The sequence below is a fragment of the Hoskinsella mucinilytica genome (genome assembly GCF_045223415.1).
Taxonomy (GTDB): domain Bacteria; phylum Bacillota_I; class Bacilli_A; order Erysipelotrichales; family Erysipelotrichaceae; genus Hoskinsella; species Hoskinsella mucinilytica.
Map to the genome: position 1 here is coordinate 69,517 of NZ_JBEQZJ010000011.1, position 16,669 is coordinate 86,185.

Below are 16,669 nucleotides of genomic sequence, written 5' to 3' on the forward strand. Positions count from 1 at the left end.
AAATGAAGGATCAGCATTTTGGAATCGAAATGGAAATGACTGGTCTGACAAGAAGATCAGCTGCAGATATCATAGCAAAGCATTTCCATAGTAGAACAGAGGTTGAAGGAGGTTATTATGGTGTTTATTCTGTGACAGATCAGGAGAATCGAAAATGGAAAGTCATGTTTGATTCCAGTATTTCAGCTTACAGAGGAAGAACGCCAGTTTATGATAGTGAATATAAAGTTGAAGTTGTCAGCCCTATCTGTGAGTATAAGGACATTGAAGACATCCAGCAGATTGCCAGAGATCTGAGAAAAGGGAACGCCAGAGTCAATAAAAGCTGTGGCATCCATATTCATATTGATGCATCAAAACACAATGCAAGAACATTGCGCAATATCACCAACATCATGTATTCAAAGGAAGATTTGATCTATAAGGCATTGCAGGTAGATGTGGCCAGAGAGAATCGTTATTGTCAGAAAGTGGATGAATCGTTTCTTAGAAAGCTGAATAATGCAAAGCCTGATAGTCTGGAGCGTGTGAAAGATATCTGGTACAACGGAGACACGTATCGAAGCAATGAACATTATGATGATTCCAGATACCATGCCTTGAATCTGCATAGTGTATTTCAAAAGGGGACGATCGAATTTCGACTGTTTAATGCCACCCTGCATGCGGGGGAAATCAAGTCCTATATCCAACTGTGTCTGGCAATCAGTCATCAGGCACTAACACAGACCAAGGCAAGCAGACGAAAGACCCAATCAACAAATGAGAAATATACGTTTCGGACTTGGCTCCTTAGACTTGGGTTAATAGGTAATGAATTTAAGACAGCACGTCTGCACCTTTTAAAGCATCTAGACGGGTGTATTGCATGGAAAGACCCAGCACAGGCGGAGGCTCAAAGAGAGCGACTAAGAGCAAAAAAAGAAGCTGAACAACAAGCAAATCAGCGACAAAGTGATGTCAATGAAACATCACAACCGACAGAAGAGGAGCAGGTCATTGGCAACGATACTCAGCAAGGCATGACAATGGGAATGTAAAGGAGATGATGAAATGAGTAAGTATTATATCGCATATGGAAGCAATCTGAACAAGGAGCAGATGAAGTACAGATGTCCGGATGCCAAGCTGGTTGGCACAGGCAGTATTCCTGATTATCAATTATTATTTCGTGGTGGAGAAAATGCAGTGGCTACGATAGAGCCTCTAAAAGGAGAGAGTGTGCAGTTTGGACTATGGGAGATCAGCGAACGGGATGAAAAAAGTCTGGATCGCTACGAAGGATTTCCAAGACTGTACTACAAGCAGTCCTTCCCTATCAAGCTGAATGGAAAGGAAGCTGAAGCAATGGCATATATCATGGATTCCAGCTATGTGATCGGATGTCCGTCAACGACCTATTATCAGACCATAGCACAGGGCTATGAGGATTGTCATCTTGATATTGATAAGCTGGCACAGGCAGCTAATAAATGTGCAGAAGCGTTTTATATACAGAGAGACATGAACGTAGATATGAGGATGAAGTAATGATTCCAGCAGCTATAAAACTGTTAAAGGCATTGCAGCTCGCAAAAAACAAAGGTGTGCAGAATATGGCAAAGAAGATCGTGATCGTTCTTGTTTCCCCTGTGGTTGCCTTTGTTTTTTTAATAGGTGGAATCTTCTGTGATGGCATCAACTTTAATCATAATCTGGTCAATGATCTGTTTAATGGGGTTCCAGTTTCCACAGCAGGGATGTCCGTAGAACAGGCTAATATGATTCAAAACATAGAAGCAGGTATCGTCCTGCTGAATCAGCAGATAGATGCAAAGAATAGTACCTTTGAGGAAGGAAAGTCACTGGATATGTATCTTGTGAAAGGATTTTATATTGGCATCATGTTTACAGATCAGTCTGTGCTTTTAGATGAAGAGGCTGCTTCAAAATGGACGGAGACTTTCATAATCACAGAAGAAAAAGACAAAGAGGAGAAGAAACAGCCAACAACAGATACAGACCTTATCTTCTCACAGTTGGAAACCGCATTTTCTATGACTCTCAAGGCTGAAACGAAAGAGTCCATGCTGAAGGTCGTCGAGGGATTGCGAGGTGGAGGAACAACCAGTGGAACTGTTACAACACTGTCTAAAAAAGATATTGAAAAGCTCATCAAGAATTTACCGAAGGATACGACCGAGCTTCGAAAGAACATCATCATACAGGCAGCGGATGCTGTTGGGAAAATCCCTTATTACTGGGGAGGAACTGCAGTGGTACCGGGTTATGATGGCAATGATTTTGGTATTCCTTATACGCCGGATGAAGCCGGTAGAGCATTGAAAGGAATGGACTGTTCTCATTTTGTGGACTGGGTGTATTGGACAGTCATGAACAACAATCTTGGTAATACGAATACAGAAGGACAGATTCGACAGTGTTCAAGAATTGATAAATCGCAGCTGCTTCCAGGTGATTTGGCATTCCTTATGGAGAATGGAGTAACCACGCATGTCGGTATTTATGCAGGAACGAATGATTCCGGCGAGGCAGTTTGGATACATGAAAATGCAGGAGATAATAATGTGTCTATGAACACAGTGTCCTATTGGAATGTCTTTTGCAGATTAAATATTATGGAAGGAAGGTAAACAATAATGATAGAAGATACAGAAAAGAATTGGGTAGATCGTTACCTGAGGTCTCATTTTTATGGATATATAGCAGGACAGTACGATAAAGGCTGTCATTTATATTTCAAGGATATTAATAATTTTATTCAGAATGTTGGAAGATTTTCTGATGTTGAGATCATGCATTATGAGGGTGAGTTGCTGTTAAATACAGCAGGCACCTATGTCGATCGAATCTGGCCAGAGCTATCATGGTATGACAGGAATGGCACTGAAACCATGGAGGCAATCAACTATATTGCAAAGAAGGTAGGCGAGCTTAGGAAACAGGATGGGCTAGCACCAGCTCCACTTCCCAAAATAAATAAGTTTATGAAGGAAGTGTTCGGGCAGGAAACAGTTGATCAGAATATGGAAATCGTGAAATGTCAGCAGGAAGCAGAAATGGAAGAGGGGGTAATGGAGATGACCATGACATGAGTCAAAAAGAAGATCCAGTAAAGGAACTGGAGAAAGCTCATCGACATTGGGAAGATATCTATGAGAATGGCTGTTTTGATCCTTCATGGCCTGATGGAACAAATCTGAATCTGGTGAGAAATCATATGTTTTATTATCAGAGGAAAATTGAAGAATTGTATGGTGATAGTGAGAAGCCAGCCGTTTATTATGAGGAAGTTCCAGATAAAGTGAATGAGGATTATATGGCAAGAAAAGATGAAATCATACAGCGTGCTGCTGAATTCTATGTAAAGTGTTCGAAAATGCAGGAGGTGCAGGATCTCCTGCAGGTAGCTGATTATCTGTCAGAAAAAGATATGAGTCAATTGAATATAGCAATCGATATTAATCGTTGTAAGAGTCTTGAAAAAGCAATCGTTGAAGATGATTATGTAACGATGAGAAACTTAAGCTGGAATGCTGAAGAAAGAATACAGGAAATCAAAGAAGCACATGAGAGACTTATAAATCGACCACAGCTTGAAGGCGAGCAGCTGTCTTTATTTGATATACAAATGTAGGAGGTGTTAACAATGTGGCCATCAAAAAAAGAAATAGATATGATTAAGGCAAAGTATCCAGAAGGAACGAGGATACGCCTGATTCATATGAATGATTCAAACCCTATATCACCGGGAACAGAAGGTTCCGTTGATTATGTTGACGATGCAGGTCATATCCAGATGAAATGGGATGATGGAAGAAGTATTGCGTTAATGGTAAAAGAAGATCAATTCGAGATCATATCACATGAACATGATAAGGAAGTTATTTATGTCGATAAGAAACGTAAAAGTGTGTTTGAGGCACTGCGAAAAGCAGATGCAGAATTTCATATCGGCGAGTTGAAGGAGCAAAACATGGGAGAGGATGTGTCTTATCATGGCTCACCAATGTATGAAACCATTACGATTATTCAAGATGGTGATCAGGAGTATCACCATACAGATTATGATACAAGGTATCAACCAAACCCAATTGAATATGTGAAAGTATCAGAATTGCAGCTTCTTAAGAGTGCAGCCATAGAACGCATACATCAAGAGATTGAGGAGCTGGAGAAACAGGTTCAGATGAAGAAACAGGAAATAGAGAATGTTCAAAATAACAGCAAAGTGATCAGTCAAATGCTGGATGAAGCTTCACAAATCATGGAAGAAACTTCATTCACAATGCAAATGAAATAACATGTTTTCCTGAGAAATATTTCGCTATAGGAAGATAAAAGTTACAGGGTGGAAAGCAGATTTGTGTGCTTTTTATGCTTTAATGATCAGTCTAAAACAAAAGAGGAGAATGATAATATGGCAAAGATGACAGAAATTAAATTGAAATATCCAATGGAGAGAACCAGAGCATTATGCTCAGTTCTTGCAAAGAAAGATACAACACTTGAAGTAGAACTGAATGAATTACTCGAGCAATTATACAAGAAGAATGTAAAGCCGGAAGTCCGAGAGTTTATAGAAGAACTGGAATCGGATGAGGAAACAAAGCGTCGTACACAAAGAAATCAGTAATCTTTTAAGAATCAAATAGCCAGATTTTAAGCGTGTCTGCCCTTTGTGCGCCTCGTGTGCGATTGTCCTAAAAAAGTGAAGGAACAATGCCTTGTCAGCTATTGAAAGGCTGTGTGGCAAAATATGAGCCAGTTTAATTGTTTGCTCTATATCATAGACATGAATATCATTGAAATTGGATGGAATATGAGCAATCAGTTGGCTGTGCGGGTTAAAGTATCGGCGTCTAAAGGCGCCGATACGAGGAACAACAGCGGGCAATGCCCACTGTTTCAAGGACTTCAAAACAAAGGCGTAGGTGGTCGTGATCTATAGGCTGAGGTTCACATCGGCGTTGGGCTTGGCGCAAGTCAGGCAAGGCAGCGAGTGTATTCGCTATTATATCGGCGTTAAGTCTGGCATTCAGGAGGAATGAGGTGAAATATGGAAGAGAAAAATAAGCAGAGAACAACGATATGGCTGTCCCCTAAAACGTTTGCATCACTGGATGAAATGGTGAAAAGAGGAAACTGCCGTAGTAGGAGTGAGCTGATTGAAAAGGCATTAAAATTCTATGATGGGTATCTTCGATCAACACAGGAGAATGAATTTCTGCCGATTGCATTGTCATCAGCAATGTCAGGTATTGTTAAGAGTAGTGAAGATCGTATCGCAAGAGTGCTGTTTAAGAATGCAGTTGAGATCGCTATGATGATGAATGTATTATCAGCTACTGCAGAAATAGATGAAGCAACACTCAAAAAGCTGAGAGCAAAATGTATAAAGGATGTGAAAGGTAGTCTGGGAAAGATCAACTTTGAAGATATCTATAAATATCAGAACACATAACTTTCTAGTAGCTATGTAAAAAAAGATGTGGTAGTGTGTGTGACTGATAAGGAGGATATCATAATGGAAGATATTTTAAGAAAACTCTATGACAGCAGTACTACACGAAAACCAAGCAACCAAGAATATTTAAGAGCAAAGCATCACGCATCCGATCTTTCAGATAAACTGATGGAGAAGTTAGAACAGCTTGGTGTAGAAGATGCGAATGATTTGATAACAGAATGGACAGATGCATGGTTTACTTTTACGAACGAAGAATTGATCCTAAGTTTTAAAAAGGGAATTGGTATTGGCTTTCAATTAAGTAATCAATTATATGAGGAGGAACAATAAAAAGATTTTTGTTAAATGAGGTATATTCATATAAAAATATGCGTATCCTTAAATATGAATATAGTTGACAATTCATATGAAGTGATGTAAACTATATTCAGTGAATGAGTTTTGGTTACTTGCGAGTGCCATGACCGGAGGAGAACCTATGCGTAGGCTCCTCTTTTATTTTGCCTAGTACTATCAAGAATTTTGTTATATAATGTAAAATATAGAATTGATAGGAGTGAGCAGATATGGTTAAGCCTTTTTTATCTTATGATCAGCAAATTAAAAAATTAAGTGTTGATAAAGAATTAACAATAAAAGATGAAAGTTTTGCAAAAGAAAAATTAAAAGAGATTGGGTATTATCATCTTATCACCGGATATAAAGATTTATTCAGAAATAAGGCTGTGAAAAAGTATAAACGTGGTGTATGTTTTGAGGATATCTATGCATTGTATGAATTTGATAAAACACTAAGAGAAATACTCTTTAAATATCTTCAGATAATAGAGTTAACATTTGCCTCACATATCTCCTACTATTTTTGTGAAAGATATGACAGTGATCAAGAAAAATATCTTGATCCAAGCAATTATAATAATACAAACAGAAATACAAATAGAATTAATATGTTGATTAGTATATTGAATGATTTAGCCAATGAAACAAGAATTTATAGTAATATCGTCTATAACAGGAACCATCACCATAATGTTCCCTTATGGATTACAATTAACCATTTAACATTTGGGAGTAAATCTAAGATGTATGAATTATTGCAGTCCCCTATGCAAGATAAAATAAGTAGTGAATATAGTGGGTTGAATACAGCAGATTTGTCACAAACTATGAAGTTCTTAACAAAATTTAGAAATATATGTGCTCATGGGAATCGTCTTTATAATTATAAATCTAACGAAGATTTACCCGATTTAAAAATGCATGAAAGATTAGAAATACCTAAACATGGGGCACAATACAAATTTGGGAAAAAAGATTTATTTGGTGTTGTTATCGCTTGCCGATATCTATTATCAAAACCTGATTTTAGAATGTTTAAAGGAGAGCTAGATAAAGCAATTACATCATATATAAATTCAACATCATTCTTAAATGAAAGTGAAATCCTTAATGAAATGGGATTTCCTTCTAATTGGAAGAAAATAAGCCGATTTCGTGATTATTAAAATACAAAATTGTATATGGATTTTGGCATTATACTATAATGTAAATATTCTATTCATGAAGAGTAATGAACTTTCAAAGTTTGTTGCTCTTTTTTTCGTTTAAAGGAGGCATGATAATATTCCACGAATCATTGTTAAAACAAAGTATCTCAAAGGAACAGCACATAAAGAATATTACGTGAAATATATCGCTACACGAGATGGTGTTGAAAAAATACAGATGAGTCATGGTGAGAAGCCGGCAACTCATAAACAGAAAAAGCTGTTAGAACAATTACTGCAGGATTATCCAGCAAGTACATCCTTGTTTGAATACGAAGACTATATGAAAGAAGCTACACGTGAAAATGCGAGTGAACTTATTTCCTCTATTATGGATCAGAATATCACGGATGTGGCAACCAAGGAAAACTATGTGGATTATATTGCAAATCGTCCTAGAGTAGAACGATTGGGAGAGCATGGGTTGTTCAGTGATGCTGGAAAGCCGATTGATCTTGAGAAGGTCGTGAAAGAGGTCGGACAACATCAGGGATATGTGTGGACACATATCATATCCTTAAAGCGTGAGGATGCAACTCGTCTTGGCTATGATAATGCAAAAAGCTGGATGGAATTATGTCGTGCAAAACGAAATGAGATAGCAGAGGCTATGCGTATTGATCCAAGCAATCTGGAATGGTATGGAGCGTTTCACAATGAAGGACATCATCCTCATATCCACATGGTAGTCTACTCAAAAAATCCTAAGCAGGGATTCGTTACAAGGGAAGGTATTAACAGAATTCGTAAAATGTTTGCTGGAGATATATTTCATCAGGATCTGATGAACATTTATAAAGATCAAACAGAGGTCAGAGATGAACTCAAGCATTATAGTCAAAAGGTTGTACAGGATATGCTGCAAGGCATCGATCAAACAGTGTGCTCTGAGAACTCTATCATTATCAACAAACTAAAAGAACTGAAAGAGTCACTGTCTAATTATCATGGAAGAATGGTGTTTGCCTATATTCCAAAGGACTCGAAACAAATCATAAATGATATTATGAGAGAACTGGAAAAAGAGGAACACGTACAGAAACTCTTTGAGGAATGGAAGCTCTATCGTCAGAGTGTACTAGAAACATACAACGATGGACTGCAGGAACAGCTTCCGCTATTAGAACAGAAGGAATTTAAAAGTATCAAGAATATGATTTTAAAGGAGGTCTCGAGCTACGATGAAAATACGGTTTCCTATGATGAACAGATCACAGATATGGAGGTTCCTGAACAAACTGTATATGTGGAAGGAGAAGAAAAAACAATTGATGATATCATTGATTCCTCAACAGAGCATACCTCACCAAAATATGTGTTGAAATGGAGCGAGAATTATAAAAAGGCATGTGAACTGTTTTATGGCTCTGATGATATACCACAGGATCTGGAACAGGCAAAAGTATTGCTGGAGACGGAATGTGAGAATCATAACGTGCTGGCATATGAACTTCTTGCCAAGCTGCTGGAAGTAAAGGATAAAGAGAACTCGGAATCCTTTCATCTTTATAATCAGGCACTTTTAGGTTCATTGGATATTCTGAATACAGATCATAGCGAATTTATACAATCCTGCCTCCAGTATAAAATAGGAAAGTTTTATTATTATGGCAAGGGCTGTGAACAGGATTATGAAAAAGCCTATAATCATTTTGATCGCAGTGACAGTGAATATGCGATGTACTGTCTTGGAACGATGTATCAAAGAGGCTACTATGTAGAACAGTCCGATACAATGGCATTTGAATACTTTGACAGATCATCACAAAAAGGAAATCCATTCGCCAGTTATGAAGTCGGTACCTATTATGCTCGTGGAACCATTTTTCCAAAGAATGAAGCTGCAGCTGATATTCATTATGAGAAAGCATATCGAAAGTTTGAAGACATGTTGAAAAAACGTGAAGATGATAATCTGCTGTATCGCCTTGGAGAAATGACTTACTATGGAAAAGGTGTTGAAAAGGATATAGAAAAGGCAAAAGAGTATCTAGAAAAAGCTGTGTCTTTTGACAATAGGAATGCCAAGTATTTATTGGCAATGATTTATCTGAAGGAATTTGATTACTCCAATATTCCTCAAGCAATAGAGTGGCTGAAGGAATCCGAAAATCCTCAGGCATTCTATACGCTGGGAAAAGCATATCTGAAAGGAATCGTGGTAGAACAGGATATAGAGAAAGCTGTTCACTATCTGACATTAAGTGCTGAGGCAAAGAATGACTATGCGATGTATTCACTCGCAAAGATCTATCTAACCAACAGCAGCTACATAGATACAAATAAAGGGGTATCCTATTTGCTTAAAGCTTCATCACTTGGTAATGAGTATGCTCAGGTCATGCTTGGTAATATCTATCTGAAAGGAGAGGTGGTAGAGAAGGATGTGGATCAAGCAGTCAGTTATCTGCAGATGGCCGCTGATAAGAATAATGCGTTTGCTCAATATATACTGGGCAAACTTTTTTTATTTGGAAAAGAGGTAGAGCAGGACAAAGAAAAAGCAAAAGCATTCTTGGAATCCTCTGCAGTGCAGGGAAACACCTATGCGCAGTATCTGCTAGAACATATGGATGATTATCAGAATCAGCCTTTGGCATTAATGACATCAAGACTGCTTCATCATATATCGAAGATATTTGCCAATACATTCCCTGACAGAAGCGGATCGCCACTTGCAGGAGTGGATAAGAAGCTGGCAAGAAAAATCAAGGAAAAGAAGATGGCGCAGGGACATAATGCGAAAGATCATGAAATCAATATGAGATAGGAGCGAATGCAATGAAACATAAAAAATATGATCTACACAAAATCAAGACTATTGGTCAGGTTAAGACCAGATCAAAGGCAGTAAAAAGAAGCACCTTTAAAAAGCGTGCATGTGAAAGGAAGAGATGACAGTTATGGCAGAATATAGAAAATATTCAGATCAGCAGAAGGCACTGGCGAACAGCATCGATCTGGTTGATTATTTAAGATCGAATGGAGAGACCCTGATTAAATCAGGGAGAGAATATCGGTGGCAGAGATATACAAGTGTTACCGTTCGGGACAACAAATGGTTCAAACATAAATCGCAGGAAGGCGGTTATCCTATTAAATTCTTAGAGGAGTTCTATGGCTACAATTACCAAGATGCTATGGAGCTCCTTTTATCTTATGCAAACGACACAGGAACACAGATAGTGTCAGAACAAGAGGAACAAAAGGAAGTCAAGCCTTTTGAACTTCCACCTAGCAATCCGGATATGAAAAAGGCATATGCATATCTGTTGAAAACAAGATATATTGATCAAGAGATCATTGATTTCTTTGTACAGCAGGGGCTTATTTATGAGGATGCAAAATATCACAATGTCGTATTTGTTGGCGCAGATGAAGATGGTATCGCAAGACATGCGCATAAGAAAAGTACATACACAAAAGGAGAACAAAGCTATCGAGGAAATGTAGAAGGCTCAGATCCACGCTATAGTTTTCATTATAAAGGAAGCAATGAGAATTTGTTTGTGTTTGAAGCCCCCATTGACATGCTTTCTTACATATCACTTACTAAGAATCACTGGCAGGAAAACAGCTATGTGGCTTTGTGTGGGCTAGGAATGCAGGCAATGGATACCATGCTGGAACAGAACCCTGATATCCGTTGCATCACACTAGCCACTGATCACGACGTTGCTGGAAGTGAAGGAGTAGAACGGATGATTGACCATCTAAAGGAGCAGGGCTATGATAATATCATCATCAAGAAACCCTTATTTAAAGATTTCAATGAAGACTTAAAGGCAAAGTATGGACTTACCCCTCAGGATGGGATTGAGAATCCGAATTATAAGATCGCAGAGGACATGATCATGGAACAGAAGAATCATTTTGATTATGCGTGTTTGGTACAGCATAAAGATCTGTCAAAAGCATTTGCAGATATGTACTATGGGTTAAATCATGAGAGCCAGAGGAACTATGCAAAGCTGAAAGAAGACTTCCAGCTGATTACGGAATGTGCTTTGAATCTGGAGCATCAGTGTTTGTATCCAGATTCAGCCTTCAATGATATGAGTGAAGCATTTGATCATCTGCAGGAAGACTATCGTTCCTACAAAGATAAAGGATCATTTAAAAAACGTATTGAATTTATCAAAAAAGCATTTCAATCTGTGAAGCTGGTCATGAATGAGAATGGCTCAAAAGCAGACCTAGGAAAAGCATATCGCAAGCTGGCGAGTGAATCCTTTATGATGATTACGGATAGTCAGCGACAGCTGATGAAGCAGCAGGGGAATGTGCAATCTCAAAAACAGGAAAACATGATAACCCAAAGAACAAGACCGCAGTCTCCTTTGATTGGTTCAGATGGAAATATTTTTAATCTTATGGGTGTGGCGACAAGATCGTTAAATGAGGCTAATAAGAATACAGAGGCTGAGGAAATGTGCGAAAGGATTATGAAATCAGGCAGCTACGAGGAAGCATTGAATATCATGATGGAATATGTAGAGCCAGTGGAAGCTCCAGAACGGGGATTGCGCGGAGGCATACAATTAATGCAATGAAGAGCAAGAGCAGATGAAGATAAGTAGTCTGCTCTTTTCTTTTTGGAGAGGAGGATATAAATGGAACCAAAAACAATGTTCATCCTGATGGGATGTTTGTTTTTTTGTCTGATCGGTCTTGCTGTGTATTTTGGTAGTAATTATAATCTGAATCATATCAAATCTAAGACTGTCGGAGACGGACAGCATGGAAATGCAAGATTTGCGACAAACAAGGAAGTCGCAGAAGCATATCGATGTGTGAACTATTGTCCACAAAAATGGAGACAGGGAAAGAATCTTCCACAGTATCAGGGATTGATTGTGGCTACGAGAGATTATCATCGTGGAGTGCATGCCTATGTAGATACAGATGATGTTCATTTAATGATGATAGGAGCTGCCGGTGTGGGTAAGACCGCTTATTTCTTGTATCCCAATCTGGAATATGCCTGTGCATCAGGTGTGAGCTTTATCACAACCGATACAAAAGGCGATTTATATAGAAATTATGGAGCAATTGCCAGAGATGATTATGGCTATCATATTGCGGTCATTGATTTGCGTAATCCAATGTCATCAGATGGAAATAACATGCTGCATCTGGTCAATAAATACATGGATATCTATAAGCAGGATCGTAGTAATGTTGCGATGAAAGCAAAAACAGAAAAGTATGCAAAGATCATTGCAAAGACGATTATATTTTCAGATGGGGCAGATGCGAGCAGCTATGGACAGAACAGCTTTTTCTATGATTCAGCAGAAGGTCTGTTAACATCCGTTATTCTCATCGTATCTGAATTTTGTCCTGCCAATCAGCGACATATCATCAGTGTGTTCAAATTGGTGCAGGATCTGCTTCAACCTTCACCTGTGAAAGGAAAAACACGCTTTCAGCTATTGCTGGAGAAACTGCCGGATGATCATAAAGCAAAATGGTTTGCCGGTTCTGCTTTGAATACTGGAGAACAGGCGATGCAGTCCGTACTATCAACGGTTCTTTCTAGACTGAATGCGTTTATCGATTCAGAAATCGAACAGATCCTATGCTTTGAAACAACAGTCGATATAGAAAAATTCTGTTCTGAGAAGTCTGCAATTTTTCTTGTCATGCCGGAGGAGGATAACACAAAGCATTTTTTGATATCTTTATTCATTCAGGAATACTATCGTGAGATATTGGCATTCGCTGATGAGCAAGGAGGAAGACTGCCCAATAAAGTGATCATGTATCTGGATGAGATTGGCACCATTCCAAAGATACAATCAGCAGAAATGATGTTCAGCGCCAGCCGTTCCAGAGGTGTCAGTATTGTAGCAATCATCCAGTCCTTGGCACAGCTGGAGAAAAACTATGGGAAAGAAGGAGCATCCATCATCGCAGATAATTGCCAAGATACTTTATTCGGTGGCTTTGCGCCAAACAGTGAAACAGCAAAAATCATGAGTGAGAATCTAGGATATAAAACTGTGTTAAGCGGTTCTGTCAGTAAAGGCAAGAATGATCCATCACAGTCATTACAGATGATACAGCGAAATCTGATGACAACGGATGAGCTGAAGGCTCTGCCAAAAGGAACCTTTGTGCTAATGAAAACTGGGACACATCCTATCAAGACAACGCTGAAGCTGTTCACAAAATGGGGTATTAAGCTGGATAAGGTATATGAGAGTGAGGAGAGAACATTGCGAACAGTAGAATACGCCAATGCTACGCAGCTGGAGGATATCATCAAAAGAGCATATGGTAGACAAGTCTATGAAGAAAATATAGATATAGAAAAGATCAAAGAGAAGATCATGAAGGGAAGTGTGAAGGTTGGATAAAGACTATATGTACTTCTATCAGAAGATATGCGCCTCTGATCTGCCGACAAATGCAGTTCATGTGTATAAGGTCTTATTACAGTATGCGAATCGAACAACATGGTGCTGTTTTCCATCAGTGCGAACAATAGCGCATGATGCGAAACTATCGGAACGGACAGTGAGAAGACAGCTCAATATTCTCGTCAGTCATGGCTATATCCTGCGTATACCACGACAGAGAGAAAATAATGGGCATACGAGCAATCTATATTTTTTAAACTAGATTTGAGTAGTGGGACAAGACTCAGATCATAGTGTCATAAGGGGACTGTCACAGTGTCATATCTGTAATTAAGTTATTTAAATACTCTATATCACAGAGAAGAATATATGTCTTCTATAAATATTTACTAATTATAATAGACCACTTGTAAATAAACCGTTCAGTTATATGTGAAGGGGAGGAGAAAGGAGGTGATTTTTAAAAGAAAACAGAAACGTATTGCTAAATTCTCAAAGTTAGTATAATGTGTTAGAAATAAAAAAAGAATAGTTACAGTTATTATTGGAGGTTATTATGGGCACAAAAGTTAAAGATTATATTGCAGCTATCAATCAAAAAAAGAAAACAGCATTATTGGAAGATCAGAAAAATTTAATTATAAACGCAGGAGAATTGCATGCAGAGTGTGGTGAGAAAAACTCACCTTCACTGATTCAGTGCTGTTCAGCAATGCGACAGTGTATGTTGACAGGTGATGAAATTATACAAAATAAAGAAAATAAGAGTGGAGCATCATCCGCATTAACTGTTTCTTATGATTTAATGAATATGCAAGAGCGAAAAAAAGCATTTCCATCTAAGAAAAGAGGAAGACCCTCTGGTATAAGCAATACTGGGCTAAATCCTAAAAAGGATACCTTTATTCTAGATGAGAATGTTGCTAATATGTGTATTGAAAATTGGATGAAGAGAAACCGTATTAAATATGAATCTTACGAAGATATATTTCTATCGAATGATGGATATGGAATATGGTTAATTATTAAATATAGGAATAAAAAAGAAAATGAGCTTTTTATTAAAGCACTTCAACTGATCGCAGAAGATACACACAAATGTACTGTTGTATTTAAAAACACAAAGAAAAGCCGACACTTCTGGAATGAAATATCTGAGGAAGTAAAAGATAGATTAAATCTAACAGCACTCTTCATAGAGAATCAGGAGACTGTACTACATATAGTATAAATGTTTCGGCATAAGTATATTAAGGTATTGAATGTCATTGATTACAGCGTTCTTATTAACATTGAAAATAATGTAAAGAATAGTTATAATAAACATATATTTTATTTACATCATACAAGAGGAGACGATCATATGTGAAGCAAAATATAAATAAACAAGCAGTCTCTTTAAGCGGAAGAATAGGAATTCTTTTCCTCGTTGCATCAAGTCTACTTGTGTTTCTTGCCTATCTGGTTGTTTCACAAAATATCAAATCTTTACTAACCGATTATACTATGATATTAGTAGAGAATATGGTTGATCAAGGTGTGACAACAGTAGAATATGAATTAGAATCCGGCAAAAATGAAGCAAATGTCGTTGCACAGAGTTTGGCGATAACAAATGATATTGATATAGCAAAAATTCCAAAGTCTTATAGGGATTCTGATTTGATTAGAATGATTTACGTACATGACGGAAAGAATACTTCTACAGATGGTAAAAAGTATGAAATACAATCCAGAAAAGATATAGTTGATGGATATGAGGGAAAAACGACAGTATATGGACCTTATTTTAATGAAAAAGATGAATTTATTATCTGTTATACAGCACCAGTCTACAAGAATAACACAATCATTGGTGTTGTAACAATTGAGAAGGATGCATATAAGTTAAGTGAGATTATTAAAGAAATACGATTTATAAATACTGGTGAATCTTATATTATAAATGCTGAAGGTACAGATATAGCAGTAAGTGATATGGAGCATGTCGATTGGGTAACTGATGAATATAATGCACATATATTGTCAGAGAATGAGCATACAGAAGAAACTCGCTCGATTATGGAGCTTGAAAAGAAGGGGTTAAGGGGTGAAAAAGGAACAGGATCTTATATTTGGAATAATGGTGAAGTATATGTAACTTATGCTCCTATACCTTCAGTTGGCTGGGTTTTATTAGGTGGGCTAAGACAGGAAGAAATAAATGCTATCACCAAATCTGTTTTATTTGATTCACTTACGAAAGGTCCCATTTTGAGCATAACTGTTATCATATTTATCATTTTGGCTTTATTGATTCTATATTGGATTATTACTAGTTTGCGTAAGAGTGCAGAAATAAATGAAAAATTAAAAATCATGGCGAAGTATGATGCCCTGACAGGTATCCTAAACAGGAATAGTTATCATGAAAGAATCGATAAACTGACTGAAGATGAAGGACTAATGACTTGTATCTATATAGATGTCAACGGTTTGCATGAAATAAATAATCATTTAGGACATCAGGCTGGTGATACAATGTTAAAGGAAATCGCAGCTTCTATACTTGATTCTTTCTCAGATAAAGATGTTTTTCGCATTGGAGGAGATGAGTTCGTAGTTTTGTGTAAAGGCTTGGGTTCCCAAGAGGTCAAGAATCGAATCCAACATATTCGTAGTAAGCTTATAAAGAAGGGGTATGAAATATCCATTGGGATTGCTTCAGCTAATTGTGATAGTAATATAAATAATATAATAAATCAGGCAGAAGAGAGAATGTATGCTGATAAAAGAGAATTCTATAGAAGTAATGGTGATGAACGTCAGATTCGTGATCTAGACTCAAAACTTGAAAGACTTTTAACAGAAAAAAAGGATGCTGATACATTTTTGACGCTTTTGGCACCCGAATTTAAAGGTGTTTATTTTGTTGATATGAGCAAAGACACCATCAGACATTTAAATATACCATCATATTTTGAAGAAATTCTAAAGGAAACTAATGAGGTATTCAGTGAAGCTCTTAAGATATACAATGAACGTATGATAAGAAAAGAGTATCAGAAAAGATTTACTTGTTTCTGTGATTTTAAGAAAATTGAAGAACGTATGGAGAATAATATTAATCCAGAGTTAACATATCAAAAAAATGATGGATCTTGGATGAAAGTCCGAGTCTTAAAGTTTAAAACATATACTAAAGCATCCCAAGAAACATTATGGTTTTTTACAAGTGCAGATGGTGGTATTTAGTCTTACAGAATAAAAGTGACAATAATCAAAAATATAAAGAGATGTTCAAATAC

Annotated in this window: 16 protein-coding genes; all 16 read left to right on the forward strand. The window is 37.3% G+C overall.

All coding sequences use genetic code 11. The features are described 5' to 3' along the window. The first annotated feature begins 2 nt into the window (after positions 1 to 2). The 16 genes from UGRO018_RS05435 (at position 3) to UGRO018_RS05510 (ending at position 16,616) form a co-directional block, all read left to right on the forward strand. Positions 3 to 1,040, forward strand: coding sequence for an amidoligase family protein (locus UGRO018_RS05435; RefSeq protein ID WP_416325448.1), 1,038 nt, complete (start codon positions 3 to 5; stop codon positions 1,038 to 1,040). Between the two features lie 13 nt (positions 1,041 to 1,053). Then, positions 1,054 to 1,530, forward strand: a complete 477-nt coding sequence (locus tag UGRO018_RS05440) for a gamma-glutamylcyclotransferase family protein (protein ID WP_416325449.1) — start codon at positions 1,054 to 1,056, stop codon at positions 1,528 to 1,530. Continuing rightward, positions 1,530 to 2,633: a C40 family peptidase gene (locus UGRO018_RS05445; protein ID WP_416325450.1), complete on the forward strand. Its 1,104-nt coding sequence runs from the start codon at positions 1,530 to 1,532 to the stop codon at positions 2,631 to 2,633. Before UGRO018_RS05440 ends, UGRO018_RS05445 begins: the two co-directional genes overlap by 1 nt. A gap of 6 nt (positions 2,634 to 2,639) precedes the next feature. Next, complete coding sequence (locus UGRO018_RS05450) at positions 2,640 to 3,095, forward strand: hypothetical protein (RefSeq protein WP_416325451.1); 456 nt, start codon at positions 2,640 to 2,642, stop codon at positions 3,093 to 3,095. Continuing rightward, positions 3,092 to 3,637: a hypothetical protein gene (locus tag UGRO018_RS05455; protein ID WP_416325452.1), complete on the forward strand. Its 546-nt coding sequence runs from the start codon at positions 3,092 to 3,094 to the stop codon at positions 3,635 to 3,637. The genes UGRO018_RS05450 and UGRO018_RS05455 overlap by 4 nt, the downstream gene beginning before the upstream one ends. A gap of 12 nt (positions 3,638 to 3,649) precedes the next feature. Further along, positions 3,650 to 4,303, forward strand: coding sequence for a DUF4314 domain-containing protein (locus UGRO018_RS05460; RefSeq protein WP_416325453.1), 654 nt, complete (start codon positions 3,650 to 3,652; stop codon positions 4,301 to 4,303). Between the two features lie 117 nt (positions 4,304 to 4,420). Further along, positions 4,421 to 4,636 (forward strand): hypothetical protein, encoded by a 216-nt coding sequence (locus UGRO018_RS05465; protein ID WP_416325454.1) that lies wholly within the window; start codon positions 4,421 to 4,423, stop codon positions 4,634 to 4,636. A gap of 423 nt (positions 4,637 to 5,059) precedes the next feature. Beyond that, the gene (locus UGRO018_RS05470) at positions 5,060 to 5,464 is read left to right on the forward strand and encodes a ribbon-helix-helix protein, CopG family (protein ID WP_416325455.1); all 405 of its coding nucleotides are present in this window, start codon (positions 5,060 to 5,062) and stop codon (positions 5,462 to 5,464) included. Positions 5,465 to 5,527: 63 nt separating this feature from the next. Beyond that, positions 5,528 to 5,800 carry a hypothetical protein gene (locus UGRO018_RS05475; RefSeq protein WP_416325456.1) on the forward strand — a complete coding sequence of 91 codons (273 nt, stop codon included), beginning with the start codon at positions 5,528 to 5,530 and terminating at the stop codon, positions 5,798 to 5,800. Between the two features lie 236 nt (positions 5,801 to 6,036). Continuing rightward, the gene (locus UGRO018_RS05480) at positions 6,037 to 6,975 is read left to right on the forward strand and encodes an Abi family protein (protein ID WP_416325457.1); all 939 of its coding nucleotides are present in this window, start codon (positions 6,037 to 6,039) and stop codon (positions 6,973 to 6,975) included. A gap of 130 nt (positions 6,976 to 7,105) precedes the next feature. After that, positions 7,106 to 9,787: a MobP3 family relaxase gene (mobP3, locus tag UGRO018_RS05485; protein WP_416325463.1), complete on the forward strand. Its 2,682-nt coding sequence runs from the start codon at positions 7,106 to 7,108 to the stop codon at positions 9,785 to 9,787. A 133-nt stretch (positions 9,788 to 9,920) separates the two neighbouring features. Continuing rightward, positions 9,921 to 11,570 carry a DUF3991 domain-containing protein gene (locus UGRO018_RS05490; protein WP_416325458.1) on the forward strand — a complete coding sequence of 550 codons (1,650 nt, stop codon included), beginning with the start codon at positions 9,921 to 9,923 and terminating at the stop codon, positions 11,568 to 11,570. 60 nt (positions 11,571 to 11,630) lie between these two features. Next, positions 11,631 to 13,379: a VirD4-like conjugal transfer protein, CD1115 family gene (locus UGRO018_RS05495; protein ID WP_416325459.1), complete on the forward strand. Its 1,749-nt coding sequence runs from the start codon at positions 11,631 to 11,633 to the stop codon at positions 13,377 to 13,379. Between the two features lie 7 nt (positions 13,380 to 13,386). Beyond that, positions 13,387 to 13,644, forward strand: coding sequence for a helix-turn-helix domain-containing protein (locus UGRO018_RS05500; protein WP_416325460.1), 258 nt, complete (start codon positions 13,387 to 13,389; stop codon positions 13,642 to 13,644). A 294-nt stretch (positions 13,645 to 13,938) separates the two neighbouring features. Continuing rightward, on the forward strand, positions 13,939 to 14,613 hold the full coding sequence (locus tag UGRO018_RS05505) for a hypothetical protein (protein ID WP_416325461.1): 675 nt from the start codon (positions 13,939 to 13,941) through the stop codon (positions 14,611 to 14,613). Between the two features lie 134 nt (positions 14,614 to 14,747). Then, positions 14,748 to 16,616 (forward strand): sensor domain-containing diguanylate cyclase, encoded by a 1,869-nt coding sequence (locus tag UGRO018_RS05510; RefSeq protein WP_416325462.1) that lies wholly within the window; start codon positions 14,748 to 14,750, stop codon positions 16,614 to 16,616. The last annotated feature ends 53 nt before the right edge of the window (positions 16,617 to 16,669 follow it).